The sequence below is a fragment of the Marinobacter sp. THAF197a genome, assembly GCF_009363275.1.
In the GTDB taxonomy this organism is placed as follows: Bacteria; Pseudomonadota; Gammaproteobacteria; order Pseudomonadales; family Oleiphilaceae; genus Marinobacter.
Genome location: NZ_CP045324.1, coordinates 783,443 through 806,348, shown reverse-complemented (window position 1 = coordinate 806,348; position 22,906 = coordinate 783,443). Strand labels below are relative to the sequence as shown.

The window sequence follows — 22,906 nt, the reverse complement described above, 5'->3', positions numbered from 1 at the left end:
TTCAAGACTGAGTACCATTTAGCCAACATGACTTTACTTAAAAATTGCAATAGTCATCCGCTATGGCCAACCAGCTCACGTTTATTCCGGACTAAAGGTTCCATTTCACTGCATTGAAACCGATACCCCCGAACACAGGTGAGACAGATTATCAATCAGCCTGCCGGCGAAGGAATGCGGGAATATCGAGATAGTCCACGCCCTGCTCTTCGCTTTCTTTGCTCTGGTCCAGCGCCACATTGCCCTGCGAAACCGCACGACGACGCAGCACAGCAGGCCGGTCCAGCTGGTTGTAATCGGTCTTGCCGTCCAGTGTGCGTGAGTTGTCCACCACCTTGGTGGGCTTCTCACGTTCACCACCGAGACCCGTCGCCACCACGGTGACCTTGAGCTCGTCGGTCATTTCCGGATCGATAACGGTGCCCACCACTACCGTGGCGGCGTCTGACGCAAATTCACGAACGATGTCACCAACTTCGGAGAATTCGCCCAGATTCAGATCCATGCCGGCGGTAATGTTGACCAGGATGCCTTTGGCGCCCTGCAGGTTGATGTCTTCCAGCAGCGGGCTGCGAACGGCGGCCTCGGCGGCTTCACGGGCGCGGTTCTCGCCGGTGGCACGACCGGTACCCATCATCGCGTTGCCCATTTCGGACATCACGGTTTTGACATCGGCAAAGTCAACGTTGATCATACCGTTGCGGGTGATCAGGTCAGCGATACCCTGAACCGCGCCCAGCAACACGTCGTTGGCGGAGGCAAAGGCGTCCAGCAGGCTGGTCTTCTTACCCATCACCGCCAACAGCTTCTCGTTCGGGATGGTGATCAGTGAATCAACGCTCTCGCCCAGCTCTTTCAGGCCGGACTCGGCCACGCTCATACGCTTGCCACCTTCAAACTGGAACGGCTTGGTGACCACGGCAACGGTCAGGATACCCAGTTCCCGGGCGACTTCCGCGACAACAGGCGCGGCACCGGTGCCGGTTCCACCGCCCATACCGGCGGTGATAAACACCATATCCGAGCCACTGAGCGCCTCGGCAATACGGTCACGATCTTCCAGGGCAGACTGACGGCCCACTTCCGGGTTGGCACCAGCACCCAGGCCCTTGGTGATGTTGCCACCAAGCTGGATAATCTGGCGGGCGTCCAGGTCTTTCAGTGCCTGGGCGTCTGTGTTGGCGCAGATAAATTCCACACCTTCAATGTCGCTGTTAAGCATGTGACGAACGGCGTTACCGCCACCGCCGCCAACACCGACAACCTTTATAACTGCGTTTTGCTGAACACTATCAACGAGTTCAAACATATCCCCTACTCCTTCGTGCTGTTTCCGGTCTTTCCAGACCGGTTTCATTCGATCGTTTTGTGTTTTTCGAGATACCTTCGTGTACTACCTGCTGATTCACCGTCAGAAGTGACCGGTAAACCAGGCTTTCATGCGCTCAATCAGGGAAGGTGCATCCTCCCCCTTGAGCACCGGCGCCCGGCCAAGATCCATTTGCCGGAAGCCATGAATCAACAACCCCACACCCGTGGCGTAGATCGGGTTGTTGACCACTTCGGTCATGCCGGAGACCGCCTGCGGACAGGCCAGCCTTACCGGCATGTGGAAGATTTCTTCGGCCAGCTCCACCACCCCTTCCATGGTGGACGAACCGCCCGTAATCACGATGCCTGCGGGAATCATGTCTTCGAATCCCGACCGGCGAAGCTCCGACTGCACCAGGGTGAACAGCTCCTCGTAGCGGGGCTCCACCACCTCCGCCAGCGCCTGGCGTGACAGGTCTCTGGGCGCCCGGTCCCCGACACTCGGAACCTTGATGGTTTCATCGGCACCGGCGAGCTGAGTCAGCGCGCAGGCGTATTTGATCTTGATCTCTTCGGCATTTTGCGTTGGCGTGCGCAGCGCCATGGCGATGTCATTGGTGACCTGATCACCGGCAATGGGAATCACCGCGGTATGGCGGATCGCACCGCCGGTAAACACCGCGATATCGGTGGTGCCCCCGCCGATATCCACCACACAGACACCCAGCTCTTTTTCGTCCTCGGTCAGAATCGCGTGGCTCGATGCCAGCTGCTCAAGAATGATGTCGTCTACCTCAAGGCCGCAGCGCTTCACACATTTCTCGATGTTCTGTGCCGCGTTTACCGCACAGGTCACCAGGTGCACCTTGGCTTCCAGGCGCACACCGGACATGCCCATGGGCTCCTTGATGCCTTCCTGGTTATCGATCACGAATTCCTGCGGCAGGATATGCAGGATTTTCTGATCCGCGGGTATGGCAACCGCCTGGGCCGCGTCGATCACCCGGTCGATATCGGCCTGAGTCACTTCCCGGTCGCGGATGGCCACAATGCCATGGGAATTCAGGCTCTTGATATGACTGCCCGCGATGCCTGCGTAGACCGAATGAATTCGGCAGCCAGCCATCAGCTCGGCTTCCTCCACTGCCCGCTGGATGGCCTGAACCGTGGTTTCGATATTCACCACCACCCCCCGCTTGAGGCCGCGGGACGGGTGTGAGCCGATACCAACCACTTCGATGGTTCCATCCATCTTGCGCTTGCCGACAATCGCAACCACTTTGGAAGTTCCGATATCCAGGCCGACAATCATGTTTTCCGTTTCAACCGATGACATGTGTTTCACCAAACCCCAGGTTCGTAATAATCGTTATCAGGATTTCGGCGCGGCGGTTGCCACATCCGACTTCCACTGCACCGCCACGCCGTTGGAGTAGCGGGCATCAACCCGACTGACTTCGTCCACTCGCGAAGCCAGGCGGTTCTCATAAACCGTAATAAAACGCTCAAAACGTTGCTCAACCTTGTCGCGCCCCAAAACCACCTCAATGCCGTTTGACAGCGTGAGTGTCCAGGCGCCCCGTTGTTCCAGGGACAAGCCAGCAAATCCGAGCCCGTAGCCGGCCAGCTGGTCACTCATGGTGCGGGCCATGGAAATCACCTCTCGCACCCGCTCATCCGGCCCCGCCAGCCTGGGCAATCTGCCCGCCACTTCCGGGTTTGGCGGCAGGAATAGCTCGCCTGACCTGCTTACCAGCCGGCCATCCGTCCAATACGCCAATGGCTTTTTCTCCCGGATGTCGATCTCCAGCCGCCCTGGCCAAACCCGCCTGACCGCGGCCGAGGCTACCCAGGGCCGCTGTTCCAGTTCGGCTTTCACCTCCGCCAGATCGGTAGCGAAGTAACTCTTGCCAATCCAGGCTCCGGCAGCACGCTCCACGGCCACCGAGCTGTCGCCAACAAAGTCTCCGCGCACATCCACCGCAATGATCTGCTGGTCCATGGCGGTAAGCAGCCGGTCGGTTGCCCAGGGCACCATGGCCGCCAGCAGAACAATGGTCGCGCCCAGCCCCACCTGCAGCCAGGGCACCGCCGACAATACCCCTCGCAACACACCAAACCGGTCCCGCTCCGGTCCGACCGAGGTTGCCCCCCGTCGCCGGGGCGGCTCGGGCGGTACCGCCCGGCTCCGGATCAGTAATGTTTCAAGCATTCGTCGCCTCCGGCAGAGTGTCCTTGAGAATCCGCACGACCAGTTCTTCGAAGCTGATGCCTGCTGCCTTGGCGGCCATCGGCACCAGGCTGTGGTCAGTCATACCAGGGACAGTGTTCGCTTCCAGCAACCAGAACTCGCCGTCCGCATCCTGCATGATGTCGACCCGCCCCCAGGTTCTGCACCCGAGCACGCGAAAGGCGTCCAGCGCCAGGTGCTGCAACCGGACTTCATCATCCGGGGCCAGGCCACACGGAATCCGGTACCGGGTATCGTCAGCCAGATACTTGGCGTCGTAGTCGTAAAAGGTATGGTCTGTACTCAGGCCAATGGCCGGCAAAGCTTTGTCCTGAAGCAGGCTGACGGTAAATTCCGGCCCCTCAATCCACTGTTCCACCAGCACAAGGTCATCGATTTCCGCTGCCTTCCGATAGGCCTCCGCCAACTCCTCGGTATTGTGAACCTTGAAGATCCCGATACTGGAGCCTTCATGGGCCGCCTTGACACTCAACGGTGTGCCCAGGCTCCGGATAATCTCATCCGCCTCCGCGGCGGAGGTCATGGCCCTGAATGCAGGCGTTGGCAGCCCGCAGCCCTGGAACACGTACTTGGTACGTAACTTGTCCATGGCGAGGGCCGAGGCCAAAACCTCGCTGCCGGTGTAGGGAATGCCCGCCTGCCCCAGAATCGCCTGCAGGGTGCCGTCTTCGCCGCCCCGGCCGTGCAGGGCAATAAACACCCGGTCGTACTCCGGAGCTTCGACGGTTTTCAGCAGACAGCCACGCACGTCAATACCAAAGGCATCAACGCCGGCCGACTGCAACGCCGACAACACAGCCTGGCCACTCTTCAGGGACACCGCCCGCTCTGCGGAATCGCCTCCCATGAAGACCGCCACGCGCCCGAAGGCTTTCACCAGTTCCGGCGAAGCCTGATAGGGCTGTGCGTTGGTATGACTCAAATCACTCACTTGCTCACTCCCGCCGCAGCCAGTCGCGCAGCAACGCCACCAATATCGCCGGCACCCTGAGTAATCAGAAGGTCGCCGTCTTTCAGGGCACTTTCCAACAGATTTTCGATTTCCCGGTTTTCCTCGACGAACACCGGCTCAACCTTGCCACGCTGCCGGATACTCCGGCACAGGGCACGGCCATCGGCACCGGGTATTGCCGGCTCGCCGGCTGAATACACATCCATCAACAACAGGCCATCGAGTTCCGACAACACACGTACAAAGTCTTCGTACAAATCCCGGGTACGGGTGTAGCGATGGGGCTGGTACAGCATGACAATGCGCCGGCCAGGCCAGGCACCCCGGGCGGCGCGAATGACCGCCTCCACCTCTGTGGGGTGGTGCCCGTAATCGTCCACCAGCGTTACCGACCCTTGCGGAATCCGGTATTCGCCATACACCTGGAAGCGCCGGCCGACACCGGCAAAGCCCGCGAGGCCCCGACAGATTGCCTGATCATCCACCCCTTCATCGGTGGCGACGGCAATGGCCGCCAGAGCATTCAAAACATTGTGACGGCCCGGCATTTTCAGCTCGACCGTCAGGTCTGAGCGATTCCCCGGGCGGCGCACGACAAAATGGGTTCTCAGACCATCCGAACTGATCTGCTCGGCCCGGTAATCCGCATCCGGGTTGTCGATGCCGTAGGTAATGATGGCCCGGGATATCCGCGGAATGATTTCCTGCACGTAGGCGTCATCCACGCACATCACGGCAATGCCGTAGAATGGCAGGTTGTGCAGAAAGTCCACGAACGTCTGTTTCAGTTTTTCAACATCACCGCCGTAGGTATCCATATGGTCGGCTTCGATGTTGGTCACCACCGAAATCACCGGGGTCAGGTGCAGGAACGATGCATCGCTTTCGTCAGCTTCCGCCACCAGGTACCGGGAGCCACCGAGCTGGGCATTGGTACCGGCACTGTTCAGCTTGCCGCCAATGACAAAGGTTGGGTCCAGTCCTGCTTCCCCAAGAATCGAGGCAATCAGGCTGGTGGTGGTGGTCTTGCCGTGGGTGCCAGCGATGGCAATGCCATGGCGATAGCGCATGATTTCCGCCAGCATTTCTGCTCGCGGTACGATCGGCACGCGGCGGCTGCGGGCGGCTGTCACCTCAGGGTTGTCGCCGGCGACAGCAGAAGAGACGACCACGACGTCTGCCTGCTCACTGTTCTCCGCCCGATGGCCGATCTGGACTTCTACGCCCATGGCGCGGAGGCGGCCGGTAACCGGGCTCTCTTTCAGGTCCGACCCGGACACATCGTAGCCCTGGTTCTTGAGCACCTCTGCGATGCCACTCATGCCCGCACCGCCGATACCGACAAAATGGATACGGCGAATACGGCGCATTTCGGGCACCTGATAGACCAGCGGCGGATTGGTTACATCAGCCATTGGCGGCCTCCAGACAGTAATTCACAACTCTCTCCGTTGCATCAGGGCGGGCCAGTGAGCGGGCGGCCGTCGCCATTGTCGAAATTCGTTCCCGGTCGCCAGCGAGATCTTTCAAGGTCTCTGCCAGCACATCCGGAGTCATCATCTGCTGGGGTATCAGAATCGCTGCCCCTGCTTTTACCATGTGTTCGCCATTGCGGGTCTGGTGATCGTCCACCGCGTGGGGGAAAGGGACCAACACTGCCCCGACGCCAGCGGCGCAGAGTTCTGACACCGTCAGGGCTCCAGCCCGACACACCACAATATCTGCCCAGGCGTAGGCTTCGGCCATGTCCCGGATAAACGGTTCAACACTGGCCGAGACACCGGCAGCCTCATAGGCGTCCCGGGCTTCCTGCGCATTTTTTTCACCACACTGGTGCCGAACTTCCGGGCGCAGTTCCTCCGGCAACAACGCCAGTGCAGCTGGTACCTGCACGTTGAAAACCCGGGCACCCAAACTGCCGCCTACAACCAGAACACGCACCGGCCCGGTCCGGCCATCGAGGCGGCGTTCCGGCCCGTCGATTTCGGTGACATCTTTGCGCACCGGGTTGCCGGTGCAACGGGTAACCACGTTCGCACCGAAGCTCCCGGGAAAGGCTTCGAGCACCGTATCCGCAACCCGAGTTAACCAACGGTTGGTCATTCCCGCGATGGCATTCTGCTCATGGATCACCAGGGGCACACGCTGCAAAAAGGCAGCGACGCCGCCGGGGCCAGTCACAAAGCCACCCATGCCCACAACGCAATCCGGCTTGATCTTTCGCAGTACGGTGAACGCCTCACCCAGTGCGCGCATCAAGCGGATCGGTGCCAGCACCAGGGCCAGTTTGCCTTTGCCACGAAGCCCGGAAATATGAATCAACGACAGCGGAATATCCGTCTCGCCGATCAGCCGCTCTTCCATACCGCCCTTTGCACCCAGCCAGAACACCTCGTGGCCTCTGTCCTGCAGCGCACGGGCGGTAGCCAGCGCGGGGAATACGTGACCACCGGTGCCACCAGCCATCATCAGAAAACGACGGGGCTTACTCATACACAGCACCTCCCCCCGCCTTTCTCCTGGTTTGTTCTGAATTCATTCGCACCTTATCAAGCCGTTCAATTTCAACCCTTGCCAGCACGCCGATGCCAATGCAGGTCATCATCAGGCTTGAGCCGCCGTAGCTCACCAAGGGCAGCGTCAGCCCCTTAGTGGGCAACAATCCCGTGCTGACGGCCATATTGATACCCGCCTGCAGACCAATCAGCAGGGTAAGGCCATAACTGAAGCACGCACCAAACGGCATACCAGCTTTCTCCGCCCGCCGCGCAATCACAAACCCGCTCACTACCAGTGCGGTGAACAATGCCAGCACAATCAGCGAGCCCAACAAACCAAACTCTTCGGCGATGATGGCGAAGATGAAGTCGGTATGTGCCTCCGGCAGATAAAACAGTTTCTGGATCGAATTGCCCAGGCCAACGCCCGCCCACTCGCCCCGCCCGAAAGCAATCAGGGACTGGGTGAGCTGATACCCGGTGTCAAACTGATCTTTCCACGGGTCCAGATAGCTCACTACCCGCTTGAGACGGTAGGGCTGGGTAACCACCAGAACGGTTCCCAGTAACGCCAGGATGCCGATCAACGGAGCAAACCGGGTCAGCCGAACGCCGCTGAGAAAAATCATGCCCGCTGCGGCGGTGACCAGCACCACGGTGGCACCGAAGTCTGGCTGAATGACCAGCAGCACCGACGCCAGACCCAACACTACCAGGGGTTTCAGAAACCCGGACCAGGTGTTCAGCAACTCATCCCGGCGCCGAACCACGTATCCGGCCAGATAGGCGATCAGGCACAGCTTGGCCACCTCGGATACCTGCACATTGAACAGTCCCAGGGGGATCCAGCGGGTTGAACCGTTGACGGTGCGCCCCATGGGTGTGAGCACCAGCAACAACACCAGTATGCCGACACCCAGCAGCAACCACCCGCTGCGCTCCCACCAGGACACCGGCACATTCACGGCGACCAGGGCCATGAGGCAACCGAGCGCCGCAAACAGTACCTGCCGGATCACATAGTGATAACTGTTGCCCATGGTGGCCGCCGCCATATCCATGGAGGCGGACGAAATCATCACCACGCCCAGCACCAGAAGCGCAACGGACGTCACCACCAGCACTGGCAGGGGCTGGAGATCACCTAACCAGGCTTGTGGCCGGTAACTGGCTGCACCCACTTGCATCACTGGGCCTCCACCAACGCACGGAACTGGTCTCCGCGATCGTTATAATCCCGGAACATGTCAAAACTGGCGCAGGCCGGTGACAACACCACCCGGTCGCCTGGCCGCGCCAGCCGGCGCGCTTGCTCGACAGCCTCGGCCAGCGACCCTGCCTTGACCAGGTCAACTCCGTCGGCCAACGACCTGGCAATGGTATCGGCATCACGACCCATCAATACGACCGCACGGCAGTATCTGGCCGCGGGTTCCGCCAAGGGTTTGAAGTCAGCGCCCTTGCCATAGCCACCGGCAATCAGGATTACCTGGCCGTCTTCGGGGGCCAGGCTTTCAATCGCGGCAACAGTGGCACCCACGTTGGTGCCTTTGGAATCATTGATGTAATCAACGCCATCCAGATGCCGGATAAACTCACAGCGATGGGGCAAGCCGGTAAACTCACGTGCCACCCCAAGCATGGTCTCCATTGGCAGGCCCGCTGCCTGACCAAGGGCCAATGCGGCCATCACGTTGCTGATGTTGTGCCGCCCCATCAGCTTGAGCTCGCTGGCAAGCAACAGGTTGTCGAACCCGAAGGTTATCCAGGTTCCCTGATCGTCGTCCCGGGTGCTGAAAGTCTCCGGGTTCACCCGATTAAAGCCAAAACAGATAAACCGCAGGTTATCGCGGGCCATGGGAGTACTGAGGGCGTCGTCAAGATTCACAATGGCGTTCTTACAGCCCCGGTAAATCCGCTGTTTTGCCTGAAAGTACGCCATTTTGTCCGGGTAACGGTCCATGTGATCGTCGCTGACATTAAGCACGGTGGCGGCCTCGGCGTTCAGCTCTTCGGTGGTTTCCAGTTGGAAACTCGAGAGTTCCAGCACATACAGGTCTGCGCCCTGACCAAGGAGATCCAGGGCGGGTGTACCGATATTGCCGCCAACCTTGACGTTCCGCCCCGCCGACCGGGCCATTTCCCCAACCAGGGTGGTGACCGTTGTCTTACCGTTGGAACCGGTGATGGCTATGATGGGCGCATCTGCCGCGTCGGCAAACACATCAATATCACCGCGGACTCGAGCACCATTTTTGGCGGCAGCGGCAATCGCCGGTTCTGCAATGGCAATACCCGGGCTGACCACCAGTTCGTTAAAACCGGCAAACAACGAGGGATCAAACGCTCCGAGATAGACCGGCACATCCGGCCAGCCCGCACGCAGCTCTTCCAGCCCGGGCGGGTTTTCCCGGCTGTCAGCCACCGCAATGTCGCGGCCCGTTCCGGACAAATAGCGCACGCAGGAGAGCCCGGTCTTACCGAGCCCTACTACCAATGTGCGACGATCCGAAACAATGACACTCATAGCTGTAACCACTTCCTATCGGATTTTCAGACTGGCGAGGCCAATCAGAACCAGAACCACAGTGACCACCCAGAAACGCACAATAACGCGCGGTTCGGGCCAGCCTTTCAATTCAAAATGGTGATGCAACGGCGCCATGCGGAAGATGCGACGCCCGGTCAGCCGGAACGAGGCCACCTGCAGAATCACCGAGATGGTTTCCATCACAAACACGCCGCCCATAATGAACAGCACGATCTCCTGGCGAACAATCACGGCCACCACGCCCAGGGCAGCGCCCAGTGCAAGTGCACCTACATCCCCCATGAACACCTGGGCCGGATAGGTGTTGAACCACAAGAAACCGAGCCCCGCCCCGACCAGCGCACAGCAGAATACGATCAGCTCACCGGCACCCGGCAGGTGTGGAATCAGCAGATAGTTGGCGAACTGGGCATGACCAGACACATAGGCAAAGATCGCCAGCGCACTCGCCACCATCACCGTCGGCATGATGGCCAGGCCATCCAGACCGTCGGTCAGGTTCACGGCGTTGCTGCTACCAACGATCACAAAGTAGGTCAGAAGAATGAACATCACCGGCCCGAGGGTCAGTGATACGTTTTTCAGGAACGGCAGATACAGCGAGGTCTCCTGAGGCAGCGATGCGGTCATGTACAACACAATTGCGGCAGCCGCACCGATGACCGACTGCCAGAAATACTTCCAGCGCCCGGGCAGTCCACGAGGGTTACGCTCAACCACTTTGCGGTAGTCATCAACCCAGCCAATCGCACCGAACAACAAGGTGACAGACAGCACCACCCAGACGTAGCGGTTGCTCAGATCCGCCCACAACAGGGTGGAAATTGCAATCGCCACCAGAATCAGCGCACCGCCCATGGTCGGTGTTCCGGCTTTGCTGAGATGAGTCTGCGGACCATCATCACGCACCGCCTGGCCAATCTGGTACTGGCTCAGTTTGCGAATCATCACCGGCCCGATCAGCAGCGATATCAACAGCGCCGTGAGCACGCCCAGAATGGCGCGCAGGGTCAGGTACTGAAACACCGTCAGCGCGGAGAAGTATTGCGATAGAATCTCTGTCAGCCAGAGCAGCATGTGTTTTTCACCTTTTTCTGAATCCCCTCCACCACGCGATCCATGGCGGAACTGCGAGAACCTTTCACCAGAACTGTTGTAGCGCCCTGCCTGCCATCCATGATGGCCGGCACAGCCTGCTCATGACTCTGGAAGATTTCAGTGCCGGTTCCAAAACCGGCCTCGTATGCCTCTGCACCCGGACCCACCGCCAACAGGCGCTCAATGCCTTTGGCATGGGCATGGGCACCCACCTGCCGGTGCAACTCGGCAGCCTCCGCACCCAGCTCCGCCATGGCACCCAATACCGCCACCCGAGTACCGGGGTAACCCGCCAGCACATTCAGGGCAGCGATCATGGACGCCGGGTTGGCGTTGTAGCTGTCATCAATCACGGTTAAATCGGCTGCGGGGTTCAGTACCTGCAATCGCCCTTTCACCGCCTGCACCCCTGCCAGACCGTCCACGATCTGTTGATCCGTGGCTCCCAGCGCCCGGCAAGCCGCCAGCGCCAGCAGGCCATTGGTTATGTTGTGTTCGCCGGCCAGCGGTATACGCACCTTGCAATGCCAGCCTTCCGGACCGGTTACTTCGGTTTCAAATCCCTCTGACATCGGGGTGCTGGCGACGGCCTGATAGTCGGCACCTGAAACCCCGAGCCGGGAAACACTCAGCACCCGGCGCCGGCCCGCCCGCTCGCGCCACTGGTCAAAAGCGGGGTCGTCGCGATTCAGCACAACCACGCCATCGGCGGGCACACCATCAATAATTTCACCCTTGGCCAGTACAATGTTCTGGTAGCTGCCGAAACCTTCCAGATGTGCCTGGCCGGCGTTGGTCAGGATTGCCACTTCGGGGCGAACCACCGCGACCGTGTGGGCAATCTCTCCCAGACCACTGGCACCCAGCTCAATGGCACCAAACCGGTGTTCAGGTGCCAGGCGGAACAGGGTCAGCGGCACTCCGATGTGATTATTCAGGTTGCCTTCGGTGGCCAGGGTCGGCCCCATGCCCGCAAGGATCGCCGACGTCATTTCCCGGACCGTGGTTTTGCCACTGCTGCCGGTCACCGCCAACAAACGAGCGCTGCTCTCATCACGATTTCCGGCCGCGAGCCGCGCCAGCGCATCCACCGTATCGGCAACCACCAGCTGTGGGATCGCCAGGGAGCTGTCGGCGGTATCCACAACCGCCGCAACCGCGCCCTGCTCCATGGCTTGCCGGACAAATCCGTGACCATCAAACCGCTCGCCCCGCAGTGCCACAAACAGCTGCCCTGGCACCACAGACCGGGTGTCGGTGGAAACGCCGTCAAACCGAACTGCGTCAAGCGCTGCAACGGATCCGGCAACAGTTGCCTGCAACCAGTCGCGGGCCTCCGCCAGAGAAAAGGCGCGCATCATGCCACACCCCCATTCAGCTTCAATAGGTGGCGAACCTGCTCTGCATCACTGAACGGAAGCTTCTGCCCGGCAATCTCCTGCCAGGCTTCATGTCCCTTCCCGGCGATCAGCACCAGGTCTTCCGGCCCCGCCATGGTCACCGCTGCCGCTATCGCCTCGGCGCGGTCATGGATAACCTCGAAACACCCATCCTTTGAAAAGCCCTGCGCAATATCACGGATAATCCGTGCCGGATGTTCTGAGCGAGGGTTGTCATCGGTGACGATAATCACATCCGCCTCTTTCTCCGCCTCGCGGGCCATTTCCGGACGCTTTCCGGGGTCCCGGTCACCGCCACAACCGAACACGCAGATCAACCGGCCGGTGACGTGGGAGCGCAGGGCCGCCAAGGCATTGGCGAGGGCGTCCGGCGTGTGCGCGTAGTCCACAACCACGTTCCTGCCATCGGCACCGGTGAACCGCTCCAGCCGCCCCGGTGGCGGGGTCAGCCCTGCTGTTGCGGCGACTGCTCTGTCAACAGGCACCCCCAGCGTCAGGACCGTAGCCAGTGCCGCCAGAACATTGCTGGCGTTGAAGCTACCCAATAACGGCACCTGCAGGTCGAATTCGCCCCACTGGCCATCAACACGGGCCCGGAAGCCAGTCGCCACAGGCGCGAAATCTTTCAGCCACAACTCGGTCTGGGCCTCATGCAGGCTGTAACGAACCCGGTCACATTGCCCATTGAGCTGTTCGAATAACTGCCGCCCAAAAGGATCGTCAAAGTTGATTACGGCAAAGTGCAGCTCTTCCCTGCGAAACAGTCTGGCTTTGGCCTCGCCGTAAGCTTCCATGGAGCCGTGGTAGTCCAGGTGGTCCCGTGTAAGATTGGTAAACACCGCTCCGGTCATGGTCAGCTTGTCAATCCGCCCCTGATCCAATGCATGGGATGACACCTCCATCACCGCTGCACGACCACCGTCGTTTCGAATCCGGTTAAGTACCCGGTTAACCTGGACCACGTCCGGCGTGGTGTGGGTTGCCGGCTGAAGGTTACCTGGCATGCCATATCCCAGAGTGCCCAGCACACCACAAGGGGTGCCGGTTTCCTTCAAAAGTTGTGCGATGTACTGGGTGACCGATGTTTTCCCGTTGGTACCGGTCACGCCAATAAGGCGCAAATGCCGGGAGGGATGCTCGAAAAATCGATCTGCAATCCGTCCCAACTGGGCCCGGAGCCCAACCACGGGCACTACCAACGCGCCATGGCGCTCGTGGCATTCCCTCGATTCCGAAGCTTCCAGAAGTATCGCAGTGGCACCCGCCGATATCGCCTGGTCAACGTATTGCTCCGATGACGTTCGAGCCCCGGCCAGTGCGATAAACGCATCCCCCGACGTCACCGTTCGGCTGTCGGTCTTCAGGCCATGAATCGTGACATCAAACACCGATGGCACGTCGACAATACCCTGTAACAAGTTGCTGATAGATGTGATGCACATGGTGTTACCCTCTCTCTCCGGAGGCCCGACCAGAGCCTTTGGCCCCGCTGACTTCCAGTTCTGGCTTCACATTCAGCAGTCGCAGTGCGTCCCCCATCACCCGGGCGAATACCGGGGCCGCCACTTCGCCACCGTAGTACTCTCCGGATTGAGGCGCATCCACGGCCACAACCGTCACGATACGCGGGTCATCAATTGGCGCCATGCCCGCAAATATCGCTTTGTACTGGCTCTTTTCATAACCCCGGGCGCCCACCAGGTGAACCGTGCCGGTCTTGCCTCCGGCCGCATAAAGGCCCGGCTGGCCGCGACCACCCGTTCCCCGCGCCACGGCCTCTTTCAGCATACCGCGCACGGCGAACGCCACGTCTTCACTCAGTACCCGCTGCCCCTGGGGCGGCGCGTCCTGCTTCATCAGGCTCAACGGATAACGGATGCCACCATTAGCAATCACCATATAGGCCTGGGCCAACTGCAAGGCGTTCACGCTCATGCCGTAACCGTAGGACAGCGTGGATTCCTCAACCGGGCGCCACCTTGGCGGTGCCGGTAAAACACCAACGGCTTCCCCTGGGAAGCCGATACCGGTTGCCTGCCCCAACCCCATCCTGGCGAACAGATTCCTCAACACATCGCCCCCAAGCTCCGTGGCAATCTGGCTGACCCCCACGTTACTGGATTTGACGATCATTTCTGTCAGGTCCATGGTTCCGTAATTTCGCGCATCCCGGATGGTAAAACGACCAAATCGGCGAAAGCCGGGTGAGGTGTCTATGGTGCTGTTAACCTGGTACTTGCCGGATTCCAGTGCCGCCGCGATGGTAATCGGCTTGATGGTGGAACCTGGCTCAAACAAGTCGGTGATTGCTTTGTTGCGCAGATTATCCGCGGATAACTGGGCCCGGTCATTGGGGTTGTATGAACCCTGGTTAACCATTGCCAAAACTTCACCGGTATCAACGTCCAGCATGACCAGCGTGCCGCCCCGGGCGTTGTGGGCAGTTACCACTGCTTTGAGTTCTCGGTAAGCCAGGTATTGAAGCCTCAGATCCAGGCTAAGCTCAAGATCCCGGCCGGGCCGGGCATCCCGGATTAACATCAGGTCTTTGATGACGCGCCCACGATTGTCCTTGAGTACCCGCTTGCGCCCGGGCTCGCCGGTTAGCCACTGGTTATAGGCCAGTTCAATCCCTTCCTGTCCCAGCTCGTCGATATTGGTGAAACCAACCACATGCGCAGTCACCTCCCCGGCAGGGTAGTACCGACGGTATTCTTGCCGGGCATAGATGCCACCGATCCCAAGATCCAGTGCTTCACGCGCCAGGCTTGGCTGAACTTTCCGGCGCAGATAGATGAACTCACGACCCGCAAAGGTACGCAAACGCTCCCGCAGCGAACCTTCGGTCATACCCAACAGGCGAGCCAGACCCGCCAACCGGGGATCATCAGGATCAGTTTCAGAGGGGTTCGCCCACAGCGTCTGAACCGGGGTGCTGACCGCCAGTGGCTCACCATGGCGATCGCTAACCACACCACGATGCGCGTCAATGGACTCAACCCGGATGGTCCGGACATCACCCTGCTGACGCAGGAACTCGTTATCCACCACATGCAGATCGACCAGTCGCCAGCCAATACCCAGCATCACCAGCAGAAAAACGCCCAGCACCGAGCCGAAGCGCCAGGCTTTCAACCCCGCGGACAAACGCTGCTGCCAGTTTGCTGCCTGCTTTCCCTGACCGGACAAATCGATCACCCTGATGTGTTTGTTATGATCGTTATTTCGCCGCAACCGGAGACATCAGCGGCACAAGAACTATGTCCTGTCGCCCCGGCACCACCATATTGAAACGTTCTGCCGCCAGGTGCTCTACGCGCCCGTGAGCACTCAGCGCACTCTGCTCAAGCAAGAGCTGACTCCATTCCCGCTGATAAGCATCACGTTGCTGCTGCAACCCGGACAACGTATTGAATAACTCCCGGTTTTCGTGGGCACTGACAACAACACCGATGGCAGACAGTGTTAATACCGCCACCAACGCCAGAGTCACCACCACCCGGCTCTCCCGCGTGGTATCGAAAACCTGCCGGGACAGGCGCACGGCGGTTGCCACGCCGTCACGGACCCGCTGCTTGCTGAGCCTGGTGGTCTTGGTTGGTTGTTCGATGGCTACCGCGCCCATAACGTCGCGCTCCCCTGCGAATTCGATTAGTTGGTTCGTCTTTCCAGTACCCGCATGACTGCACTACGGGCACGGACGTTTTCGGTAATTTCCTGCTCATTGGCCTTGCTGGCCTTACCTACCAGGCAAAACTCGGAGCGCTCCTGATCAGCGGTCACTGGCACACCCTTTGGTATCTTCGGGCCCCGGGCCAAATCCCGCATGAAGCGCTTTACCAGGCGATCTTCGAGCGAGTGAAAGCTGATCACCACCAGGCGACCGCCTGGCGCCAGGCGCTCGACCGCAGCAGCCAAACCGACTTCCAGGTCTTCCAGCTCCCGATTGATAAAGATGCGGATCGCCTGAAAGGTTCTGGTGGCCGGGTGTTTGTGCTTTTCTTTCTTGGGCACCGCTTCAGCCACCAACTCCGCCAGCTGGCGGGTTGTTTCAATGGCCTCTTCCTGCCGACGGGCAACTACCAGGCGCGCGATACGGCGAGAGAAACGCTCTTCACCGTAGCGCCAGATCACATCTGCGATGTCGCGCTCGTCTGCAGTTGCCAGCCATTGGGCAGCACTCTGCCCCTGCTGGGGATTCATCCTCATATCCAGCGGACCATTGCGCATAAAAGAAAACCCGCGCGCGGCATCGTCCAGCTGTGGCGACGACACCCCGAGATCCATCAACACGCCCTGTACCGCCGGCCACTGCTGACTGTCCAGAGCCTGACTCAACTCAGAAAAGGAGCCGTGATACCAGGAAAACCGGCCGTCTTCCGCGGCCAGTTCTTTTGCAACCTGAATGGCTTCCGGGTCTTTATCGATACCCAGCAAGCTGCCCTGAGCGTCCAGCTGGCCCAGAATCAGACGACTATGACCGCCCCGACCGAAGGTGGCGTCCACATAACGACCAGCCGAGTCATTGATCAGATAATCAACAGCCTCATCCAGCAGCACCGAGCGATGCCGGAAAGGTTGATCTGACGCCTGCTCTGTTTTGGTCATAGCGACAGCGCCTCCATTTCCGGCGGCATATCGTCATCGCCAGAAGACTCATCCAGCCAGGCAAACCAGCGCTCCTCGCTCCAGAGCTCCAGCTTCTTGCCCTGGCCAATCAGCATCAGCTTTTTCTCCAGGTGCGCGTAGCTTCTCAGCGTCGGCGGCACCAGGATGCGGCCCGCGGAATCCAGCTCCATGGGCGCCGCATTACCGAGAATCAGCCGCTGTAAACGCCGTGCTGCTTTATTCATGTTCGGCAGCGCTTCAATTTTGGGCCTGAGGGTTTCCCATTCCGGCTCTGGATACAGCAAAAGACAGCGCTCTTCATCGGCATTGGCGGTCAGAACAATACGGCCACCACAAAGCTGCGCGAGTTCCTCACGCACCTTTGTCGGGATCGCCAGGCGACCCTTCGCGTCCATATTGATGGCATGACTGCCAAGAAAGTTGCTCATTTATGCCGTGTCCAAGGCTGCTATTTCCACAAAAAACCACTTGAAACCACTTTTTCCCACTTCCGCACACTATAGAAACACGCAAAAGACAATGCAAGCGCCGCATTCGGCACCACACAGGCGAAAGTTCCTTTAATGACAAGAGGTTACAAAGGGGAAACTTAGAAAATCGTTAAAAAGACGTAAAGAAAAGGAGAAAAAACAAGCACCTGCAGAAAACTCTAAAGAGCCTTTCTGAGGTTTAAGATTTTTTGGCTATAAAGGCCGAATTGTGAGAAGGATGGGCATTACATCAGAAAAGAAAATGGCGAGCTCGCCGATAAGCCGGGTTCTGTCTTGGACAGTCATTCATCTAGGGCCTGCGTCACCGCAGGCCTCAAGCAACCTACCCGAATCCAGCGCGGGCCACGCCATTGGATTCCTATTTGGTCTTGCTCCAGGTGGGGTTTACCATCGCCGTGGACTGTTGCCAGCCACGCGGTGCGCTCTTACCGCACCATTTCACCCTTACCGGCGCCCGAAGGCGCTTAGGCGGTATACTTTCTGTTGCACTTTCCGTCGGCTCGCGCCGCCCAGGCGTTACCTGGCACCTTGCCCTGCGGAGCCCGGACTTTCCTCCCCCGATCGAAACCGGCGGCGACTGCCTGGCGAGCTCGGTGCCGACAATACCCCCGCATCCGCCGCCATGCAAGGCCTTAATGATCTTTCAGCTCCAACGCGCGCTGGTAGAGCTCATTTTTACCCAGGCCACTGACTTCCGCCGCAATCCGGGCCGCCTTCTTCACCGGTAACTCCTTGATCAACAACCCCAGCAGTTTATCGGTGTCCAGAACGGAGACTTCTCCAGCGGGTGTCGGCGCCGCGCCACGGACCATCACCACAAACTCGCCCCTGGCTCCATGAGGATCACTCTCAAGCTGTTCAAGCACCTCATCCGCGCGACCACTGTAGAAGGTCTCAAAGGTCTTGGTCAGCTCCCGCCCCAACACACACTCCCGATCCCCCCCCAACACCTCAGCCATGTCTTTCATAAAATCGATAATGCGATGCGGCGACTCATAGAACACCAAAGTCGCTGGCTCCCGCGCCAATTCCGTCAACGCAGCCTGCCGGCCCGAGCGCTTGGCTGGCAAAAAGCCTGCGAACAGAAACCGGTCGGTAGGCAACCCCGCCACAGACAAGGCGGCGACCAGCGCACACGGGCCAGGCACCGGCGACACCCGGTAACCCGCCGCGCGAACCTCGCGAACCAGCAAGTAACCCGGGTCCGAGATAAGCGGTGTGCCAGCATCAGATACCAACGCTACCTGCCGCCCCGCCGCCAGCGCATCCAGAATACCTGCTACCCGAGCACGCTCATTGTGGTCATGCAGCGCCATCATTTGCTTGCTCAACCCAAGATGCTGAAGCAACCGTCCCGAGTGACGGGTATCCTCCGCAGCCACCAGGTCCACTTTTGCCAAGGTCTGACGCGCCCTGTCAGAGAGATCGTCCAGATTACCAATTGGCGTTGCAACCACATACAGAACACCATCCATCTCTTTCCGGACATTTTCCGAACCGGACATACACATACTCCCACCGATAGAAGACAGGAGCTGCGTCACTCCCGTGCAACCCGGCACCCATGACAGGCATGTCATGTGAAATGGGCCGGGAGCTGGTAAACTTGCCACCAATAAAGCGGCACCACAAGCCTAATGATCCGGAGACTCCGAGCCTGCCATGACTAAATACCGCAGCCATCGAACACTTTTTGCCCTGATCACCCTGGTCATCCTTCTGACTGCGGGTTGCGCCACCGTCAACCTGGACAGCCAGGTTGCAGACACACCAGAGCGTGCACTCGAACTTGCTGCCAGCGAACGAAACCCCGTAACAGCACAGCGTTACCTGCTGCGGATGGCCAGCAACTTCCAGGATCAGGGCAACCACAGGGCGGCGCGCCAGATTCTCCGCAACCAGCAGCTGGACACGATCGACAGCCAGCTAACCGGCCAGAAATTACTTCTGTCCATGGCCAGCGCCGTCGAACTGCAAGATAGCGACTGGGCGAATGAACTGGTCGGCAATCTGTCGCCAGACCACTTCCTCGGCTACCCGTCAGACATCATGGCAAAAGCCGCGCAACTGCAGGCTGAGACATTCGCCCTCAATGATGACCAGCTGTCCGCCGCGCTTACGCTGATGCTGCTCAGCCAGACTGACACCCAAAGCGACCCACAGGACACCCACGACCAGATCTGGCAATACCTCAGGACAATCCCCGGGCAAGCGCTGAATGAAGCTTCAGAAACAGCCATCGGCTTCGAAGAACAGGGCTGGCTGGAGCTGGCCACCACCTTGCGCGCCCGCGATGTCGGCCTTGACGAACAGGGGCGTCTGATCAGGGCCTGGCAGAATAACTGGCCAGGGCACCCCGCGGCACAGATCCTGCCCACAGACCTTCGCCTGCTGTCGGAACTGGCCACCAGCCGGCCGGAACGCATCGTACTGGCACTTCCCCTGCAGGGCTCTCTGGCAAGTGCCGGGCGCGCAATCCGGGACGGCTTCCTCGCTGCCTATTTCAGTGATGACAGCGCGGACCGCAGCAAAACCGATATCCGCATCGTCGACACCTCCAGCAAACCTTTTACGGCGCTGTATGAAGAACTGGCTGGCCAGAACATTGACCTGATTGTTGGCCCCCTCGAGAAAGACGCACTTGCAGGCCTGAGTGCGAGAAACACACTTGCCGTTCCAGTGCTCGGGCTGAATTACCTGCCGGCGGACAGCCGTGTGCCCGACGGGCTTTACCAGTTCGGCCTATCAGCCGAAGATGAAGCCCGGCAGATTGCCGACCAGCTGGCAGCACAGTCGCTCCGCCAGATCCTGGTGCTCATTCCCAGGGGCGAATGGGGTGATCGCGTGGAACAGGCATTGCTGCAACGCATGGCTACCCACAACGGTTCCGCGCTCGACATTGAACGGTTCTTCCCGGAGGACAACTTCCGGTCAGTCACCGCCGATTTACTGGGCGTCACCACGTCCCGGCAGCGGGCCATTCAAGTAGAAAGGACCATTGGCCAAAACGTCGAATTCGAACCTCGTCGTCGCCAGGATGCCGAGGCCATTGTACTGGTTGCGCAACCCAACGTGGCACGCCAGTTCAATCCGCTGTTTGCGTTTTACTTCTCTGGCGATCTGCCGGTATATGCGCCGTCCATTGTCTACGAGGGCACCCCCGACCCGGGGCGCGATCGCGACCTGAACCGGGTGACGTTTACCGACATCCCCTGGGTCCTGGCCGAGGACAACCCAATGCGCACCCAGGCCGAGCAGAATCTCAGCGGCACACGCGGCCAACTGGGCCGGCTGTTTGCCATGGGGGCCGACGCCTGGCAGTTGAGCAAACGGCTGCCGCTGCTGCGGCAGGTGGAAGGCGCCGCCATTGATGGTCAAACCGGCACCCTCACCATGTCCCCGGACGGCGCCATCCACCGCCATCAACTTTGGGCACAGTTCCAGAACGGGCGCCCGGTACTGGCCCCGGAACTCAACGAGGCTACTTCCCGGGAAGGCGCTCGTGAAACTGAGCAAGTTGATAGCCAGCGCCTGTAGAGGACATAAGCCATGGAAGGCAAACGCGCCATTGGAAATCATTACGAAGGGGTGGCCGCCCGCTATCTGGTGAAAAACGGTATTACCATTCTGGAACAGAACGTCTACAACCGGGGCGGAGAACTTGACCTGATTGGCCGGGACGGCGATACCCTGGTGTTCTTCGAGGTTCGCTATCGCGGCGATGGCAGCCTGGTCGATCCAGCAGGCTCCATAACGTATGGCAAGCAGCGACGACTGCTCCGGGCTGCCTCTTATTACCTGCACAGGCATGGTTTGTGGAACATCGCCTCCAGAATTGACGTCGTCGCGATCATGCCGGGTACGGTGCGCAAATACCGGGTACAATGGATCAAAAATGCAATCCAGGCAGAATAACCGAACCAATGACCGACACCGCACAAAAGATTAACCAGTGGTTTGCCAACCACATGGAACAGACTGCCCAGGCCGCCAGTACTGCTGGGCCGGATATCGAGGACGTGGCAGATGCCTTTGTGAATACCCTGCTGCAGGACGGCAAACTGATCGCCTGCGCCAATGGCAACGCCAATATCCTGGCCCAGTATTTCTGCACGGCACTGCTGAATCGCTTTGAGCAGGACCGGCCGGCACTGCCCGCCATCAACCTCGGTGCGGATGCCACAACCTATTCGGCCATATGCAGGGATAACCGGTTCAACGACACCTTCTCCCGACAGGTTCGTGCCATCGGCAAACCCGGTGACCTTCTGTTTGTCATTGTCGATGACGGCCACAAGGCCAACCTCATCCAGGCGATCCAGGCCGCCCACGACCGGGAGATGCAGGTGGTCGTTCTGAGTGCCCGGGAAAAGTCAGACATCACCTCGCTAATGCACCCGGAAGACCATGAAATTGCACTGAATGATCTGGCACCCCATGAAGCCACCCCGTTGATGTTGCTGATCATCAACACCCTGTGCGACCTGGTTGACCACAAACTGTTTGGCGGATAACGAAAAAGCCGGCTTTCGCCGGCTTTTTTACTTCACCACTTTCAGGGTTGGTCGCCCACTCGGGCGCTCATCGGATCGCCTGTCAGCCGGCGCATCTCCATCCGCTCCGCCATCAGGGTCCGGTGAACCCGGCTCACTGCCGAACACCATCCCCTCACCATTTTCCTTGGCGTAGATAGCCATCACGGCCTGCAACGGGATAAACACCTGCATGGGCACCCCGCCAAAGCGGGCACTGAACTCAAGCGCGCCATTGCCGATCACCAGCCCCCTTACCGCGCCGGGACTGATATTCAGGACGATCTGGCCGTTGGCCACGTGTTCTGTGGGCACCTGAACGCCCTGTACACCGGCATCGACCACGATGTAGGGAGTACAGTCGTTATCCAGAATCCACTCATTCAGGGATCGCACCAGGTATGGACGGCTAGACGTCATAGTGACACTCATATCAGGCACTGCAACCACTCCTGCCCCGCCATGCGGGCTTGCCGATCAGCTTCGGATGTCTTCTTCCAGGTCTGAAAGGCTTGCCTTGAAACCTTCCCGGGCAAAGATGCTGTCCATGTATTTCTGAATAGGCTTGGCCTGCTTGTCACTCAGATCAATTCCCAGCGCAGGCAAGCGCCAGAGAATCGGAGCGATGCAGCAATCCACAATCGTAAACTCTTCTGACAGGAAGAACGGCATTTCCGCGAACAGAGGTGCTGTTGCCAGGAGGCTCTCTTTCAGTTCTTTTCGGGCCGCATCGGCCGCCTTGCCAGTCGGTTGCGCCAGAATCTGGTCAACCAGGCCGCACCAATCTTTCTGAATACGGTGGATCATCAAGCGGCTGTTGGCCCGCGCAACCGGGTACACCGGCAACAGTGGCGGGTGCGGAAAACGCTCGTCCAGGTACTCCATCATGATGTTGGGCTCGTACAGAACGAGATCCCGGTCCACCAGAGTAGGCAGGGCGTTATACGGATTCAGATCCGCCAATTCTCCGGGCGGGTTGTCCGGATCCACGTCTACGATATCTACGGTTACACCCTTTTCAGCCAAAACAATGCGAACACGGTGGCTGTAATGGCTGGCCGGATCCGAGAAAAACGTCATTGATGACCGCTTGGTCACAACGCCCATAAAGCTACCTCACGATTCTAAAAATCGAAACAATCCACAAACGCAAAATTCCAGCGGACCTTACCGACCCGCTGGAATTCAGAATA

The 22,906-nt window shown here is 59.3% G+C and carries 21 protein-coding genes and 1 other RNA gene; 3 read left to right on the top strand and 19 right to left on the bottom strand.

Annotated elements, in window-relative coordinates:
* Positions 1-151: 151 nt before the first annotated feature.
* From ftsZ to rsmI, 17 genes are all read right to left on the bottom strand, one after another.
* Positions 152-1,309 carry a cell division protein FtsZ gene (ftsZ, locus tag FIV08_RS03705; RefSeq protein WP_058091003.1) on the bottom strand — a complete coding sequence of 386 codons (1,158 nt, stop codon included), beginning with the start codon at positions 1,307-1,309 and terminating at the stop codon, positions 152-154.
* Positions 1,310-1,411: 102 nt separating this feature from the next.
* Positions 1,412-2,647: a cell division protein FtsA gene (gene ftsA, locus FIV08_RS03695; protein ID WP_058091004.1), complete on the bottom strand. Its 1,236-nt coding sequence runs from the start codon at positions 2,645-2,647 to the stop codon at positions 1,412-1,414.
* A gap of 36 nt (positions 2,648-2,683) precedes the next feature.
* Positions 2,684-3,523: a cell division protein FtsQ/DivIB gene (locus FIV08_RS03690; RefSeq protein WP_058091005.1), complete on the bottom strand. Its 840-nt coding sequence runs from the start codon at positions 3,521-3,523 to the stop codon at positions 2,684-2,686.
* Positions 3,516-4,493 (bottom strand): D-alanine--D-alanine ligase, encoded by a 978-nt coding sequence (locus tag FIV08_RS03685; protein WP_072678061.1) that lies wholly within the window; start codon positions 4,491-4,493, stop codon positions 3,516-3,518. The genes FIV08_RS03690 and FIV08_RS03685 overlap by 8 nt, the downstream gene beginning before the upstream one ends.
* On the bottom strand, positions 4,490-5,929 hold the full coding sequence (murC, locus tag FIV08_RS03680; protein ID WP_152437371.1) for a UDP-N-acetylmuramate--L-alanine ligase: 1,440 nt from the start codon (positions 5,927-5,929) through the stop codon (positions 4,490-4,492). Before murC ends, FIV08_RS03685 begins: the two co-directional genes overlap by 4 nt.
* A complete protein-coding gene (murG, locus tag FIV08_RS03675; protein WP_152437370.1) occupies positions 5,922-7,007 on the bottom strand; it encodes an undecaprenyldiphospho-muramoylpentapeptide beta-N-acetylglucosaminyltransferase in 1,086 nt (361 codons plus the stop codon). Before murG ends, murC begins: the two co-directional genes overlap by 8 nt.
* The gene (gene ftsW, locus FIV08_RS03670; RefSeq protein ID WP_152437369.1) at positions 7,000-8,199 is read right to left on the bottom strand and encodes a putative lipid II flippase FtsW; all 1,200 of its coding nucleotides are present in this window, start codon (positions 8,197-8,199) and stop codon (positions 7,000-7,002) included. The genes murG and ftsW overlap by 8 nt, the downstream gene beginning before the upstream one ends.
* Positions 8,199-9,539, bottom strand: coding sequence for a UDP-N-acetylmuramoyl-L-alanine--D-glutamate ligase (murD, locus tag FIV08_RS03665; RefSeq protein WP_152437368.1), 1,341 nt, complete (start codon positions 9,537-9,539; stop codon positions 8,199-8,201). Before murD ends, ftsW begins: the two co-directional genes overlap by 1 nt.
* Before the next feature lie 15 nt (positions 9,540-9,554).
* A complete protein-coding gene (mraY, locus tag FIV08_RS03660; protein ID WP_058091011.1) occupies positions 9,555-10,640 on the bottom strand; it encodes a phospho-N-acetylmuramoyl-pentapeptide-transferase in 1,086 nt (361 codons plus the stop codon).
* Complete coding sequence (locus tag FIV08_RS03655; RefSeq protein WP_152437367.1) at positions 10,625-12,022, bottom strand: UDP-N-acetylmuramoyl-tripeptide--D-alanyl-D-alanine ligase; 1,398 nt, start codon at positions 12,020-12,022, stop codon at positions 10,625-10,627. The genes mraY and FIV08_RS03655 overlap by 16 nt, the downstream gene beginning before the upstream one ends.
* Positions 12,019-13,503 carry a UDP-N-acetylmuramoyl-L-alanyl-D-glutamate--2,6-diaminopimelate ligase gene (locus tag FIV08_RS03650; RefSeq protein WP_152437366.1) on the bottom strand — a complete coding sequence of 495 codons (1,485 nt, stop codon included), beginning with the start codon at positions 13,501-13,503 and terminating at the stop codon, positions 12,019-12,021. Before FIV08_RS03650 ends, FIV08_RS03655 begins: the two co-directional genes overlap by 4 nt.
* Before the next feature lie 4 nt (positions 13,504-13,507).
* Positions 13,508-15,250, bottom strand: a complete 1,743-nt coding sequence (locus FIV08_RS03645) for a peptidoglycan D,D-transpeptidase FtsI family protein (protein ID WP_152437365.1) — start codon at positions 15,248-15,250, stop codon at positions 13,508-13,510.
* Between the two features lie 31 nt (positions 15,251-15,281).
* Complete coding sequence (gene ftsL, locus FIV08_RS03640; RefSeq protein ID WP_058091014.1) at positions 15,282-15,686, bottom strand: cell division protein FtsL; 405 nt, start codon at positions 15,684-15,686, stop codon at positions 15,282-15,284.
* A gap of 26 nt (positions 15,687-15,712) precedes the next feature.
* Positions 15,713-16,669: a 16S rRNA (cytosine(1402)-N(4))-methyltransferase RsmH gene (gene rsmH / locus FIV08_RS03635; protein WP_152437364.1), complete on the bottom strand. Its 957-nt coding sequence runs from the start codon at positions 16,667-16,669 to the stop codon at positions 15,713-15,715.
* Positions 16,666-17,118, bottom strand: coding sequence for a division/cell wall cluster transcriptional repressor MraZ (gene mraZ, locus FIV08_RS03630; RefSeq protein WP_061333007.1), 453 nt, complete (start codon positions 17,116-17,118; stop codon positions 16,666-16,668). Before mraZ ends, rsmH begins: the two co-directional genes overlap by 4 nt.
* Before the next feature lie 304 nt (positions 17,119-17,422).
* Positions 17,423-17,774, bottom strand: an RNA gene (rnpB, locus tag FIV08_RS03625) — RNase P RNA component class A.
* A gap of 39 nt (positions 17,775-17,813) precedes the next feature.
* A complete protein-coding gene (rsmI, locus tag FIV08_RS03620; RefSeq protein ID WP_152437363.1) occupies positions 17,814-18,692 on the bottom strand; it encodes a 16S rRNA (cytidine(1402)-2'-O)-methyltransferase in 879 nt (292 codons plus the stop codon).
* Between the two features lie 151 nt (positions 18,693-18,843).
* Here rsmI and FIV08_RS03615 point away from each other — a divergent pair, with 151 nt between their 5' ends.
* Genes FIV08_RS03615 through FIV08_RS03605 form a run of 3 tightly spaced genes read left to right on the top strand, consistent with a single transcriptional unit; the run spans position 18,844 to position 21,695 of the window.
* Positions 18,844-20,718, top strand: a complete 1,875-nt coding sequence (locus FIV08_RS03615) for a penicillin-binding protein activator (RefSeq protein WP_152437362.1) — start codon at positions 18,844-18,846, stop codon at positions 20,716-20,718.
* Positions 20,719-20,730: 12 nt separating this feature from the next.
* On the top strand, positions 20,731-21,096 hold the full coding sequence (locus FIV08_RS03610) for a YraN family protein (protein WP_152437361.1): 366 nt from the start codon (positions 20,731-20,733) through the stop codon (positions 21,094-21,096).
* Between the two features lie 8 nt (positions 21,097-21,104).
* Positions 21,105-21,695, top strand: coding sequence for a D-sedoheptulose-7-phosphate isomerase (locus FIV08_RS03605; RefSeq protein WP_058091019.1), 591 nt, complete (start codon positions 21,105-21,107; stop codon positions 21,693-21,695).
* Positions 21,696-21,722: 27 nt separating this feature from the next.
* On the opposite strand, the gene FIV08_RS03600 is transcribed toward FIV08_RS03605, so the two are convergent.
* Positions 21,723-22,133 carry a ClpXP protease specificity-enhancing factor gene (locus tag FIV08_RS03600; protein ID WP_228263750.1) on the bottom strand — a complete coding sequence of 137 codons (411 nt, stop codon included), beginning with the start codon at positions 22,131-22,133 and terminating at the stop codon, positions 21,723-21,725.
* Between the two features lie 57 nt (positions 22,134-22,190).
* Positions 22,191-22,820 (bottom strand): glutathione S-transferase N-terminal domain-containing protein, encoded by a 630-nt coding sequence (locus tag FIV08_RS03595; RefSeq protein ID WP_152437360.1) that lies wholly within the window; start codon positions 22,818-22,820, stop codon positions 22,191-22,193.
* Positions 22,821-22,906: the final 86 nt, after the last annotated feature.

Bases quoted from the DNA above. Each gene is read 5' to 3' on its own strand.
- murC (WP_152437371.1), bottom strand. From the start codon at position 5,929: ATGGCTGATGTAACCAATCCGCCGCTGGTCTATCAGGTGCCCGAAATG.
- ftsL (WP_058091014.1), bottom strand. From the start codon at position 15,686: ATGGGCGCGGTAGCCATCGAACAACCAACCAAGACCACCAGGCTCAGC.
- murD (WP_152437368.1), bottom strand. From the start codon at position 9,539: ATGAGTGTCATTGTTTCGGATCGTCGCACATTGGTAGTAGGGCTCGGT.
- ftsZ (WP_058091003.1), bottom strand. From the start codon at position 1,309: ATGTTTGAACTCGTTGATAGTGTTCAGCAAAACGCAGTTATAAAGGTT.
- mraY (WP_058091011.1), bottom strand. From the start codon at position 10,640: ATGCTGCTCTGGCTGACAGAGATTCTATCGCAATACTTCTCCGCGCTG.
- rsmI (WP_152437363.1), bottom strand. From the start codon at position 18,692: ATGTGTATGTCCGGTTCGGAAAATGTCCGGAAAGAGATGGATGGTGTT.
- FIV08_RS03595 (WP_152437360.1), bottom strand. From the start codon at position 22,820: ATGGGCGTTGTGACCAAGCGGTCATCAATGACGTTTTTCTCGGATCCG.
- ftsW (WP_152437369.1), bottom strand. From the start codon at position 8,199: ATGCAAGTGGGTGCAGCCAGTTACCGGCCACAAGCCTGGTTAGGTGAT.
- mraZ (WP_061333007.1), bottom strand. From the start codon at position 17,118: ATGAGCAACTTTCTTGGCAGTCATGCCATCAATATGGACGCGAAGGGT.
- FIV08_RS03655 (WP_152437367.1), bottom strand. From the start codon at position 12,022: ATGATGCGCGCCTTTTCTCTGGCGGAGGCCCGCGACTGGTTGCAGGCA.
- rsmH (WP_152437364.1), bottom strand. From the start codon at position 16,669: ATGACCAAAACAGAGCAGGCGTCAGATCAACCTTTCCGGCATCGCTCG.
- FIV08_RS03650 (WP_152437366.1), bottom strand. From the start codon at position 13,503: ATGTGCATCACATCTATCAGCAACTTGTTACAGGGTATTGTCGACGTG.
- FIV08_RS03605 (WP_058091019.1), top strand. From the start codon at position 21,105: ATGACCGACACCGCACAAAAGATTAACCAGTGGTTTGCCAACCACATG.
- murG (WP_152437370.1), bottom strand. From the start codon at position 7,007: ATGAGTAAGCCCCGTCGTTTTCTGATGATGGCTGGTGGCACCGGTGGT.
- FIV08_RS03615 (WP_152437362.1), top strand. From the start codon at position 18,844: ATGACTAAATACCGCAGCCATCGAACACTTTTTGCCCTGATCACCCTG.
- FIV08_RS03690 (WP_058091005.1), bottom strand. From the start codon at position 3,523: ATGCTTGAAACATTACTGATCCGGAGCCGGGCGGTACCGCCCGAGCCG.
- FIV08_RS03600 (WP_228263750.1), bottom strand. From the start codon at position 22,133: ATGACGTCTAGCCGTCCATACCTGGTGCGATCCCTGAATGAGTGGATT.
- FIV08_RS03610 (WP_152437361.1), top strand. From the start codon at position 20,731: ATGGAAGGCAAACGCGCCATTGGAAATCATTACGAAGGGGTGGCCGCC.
- ftsA (WP_058091004.1), bottom strand. From the start codon at position 2,647: ATGTCATCGGTTGAAACGGAAAACATGATTGTCGGCCTGGATATCGGA.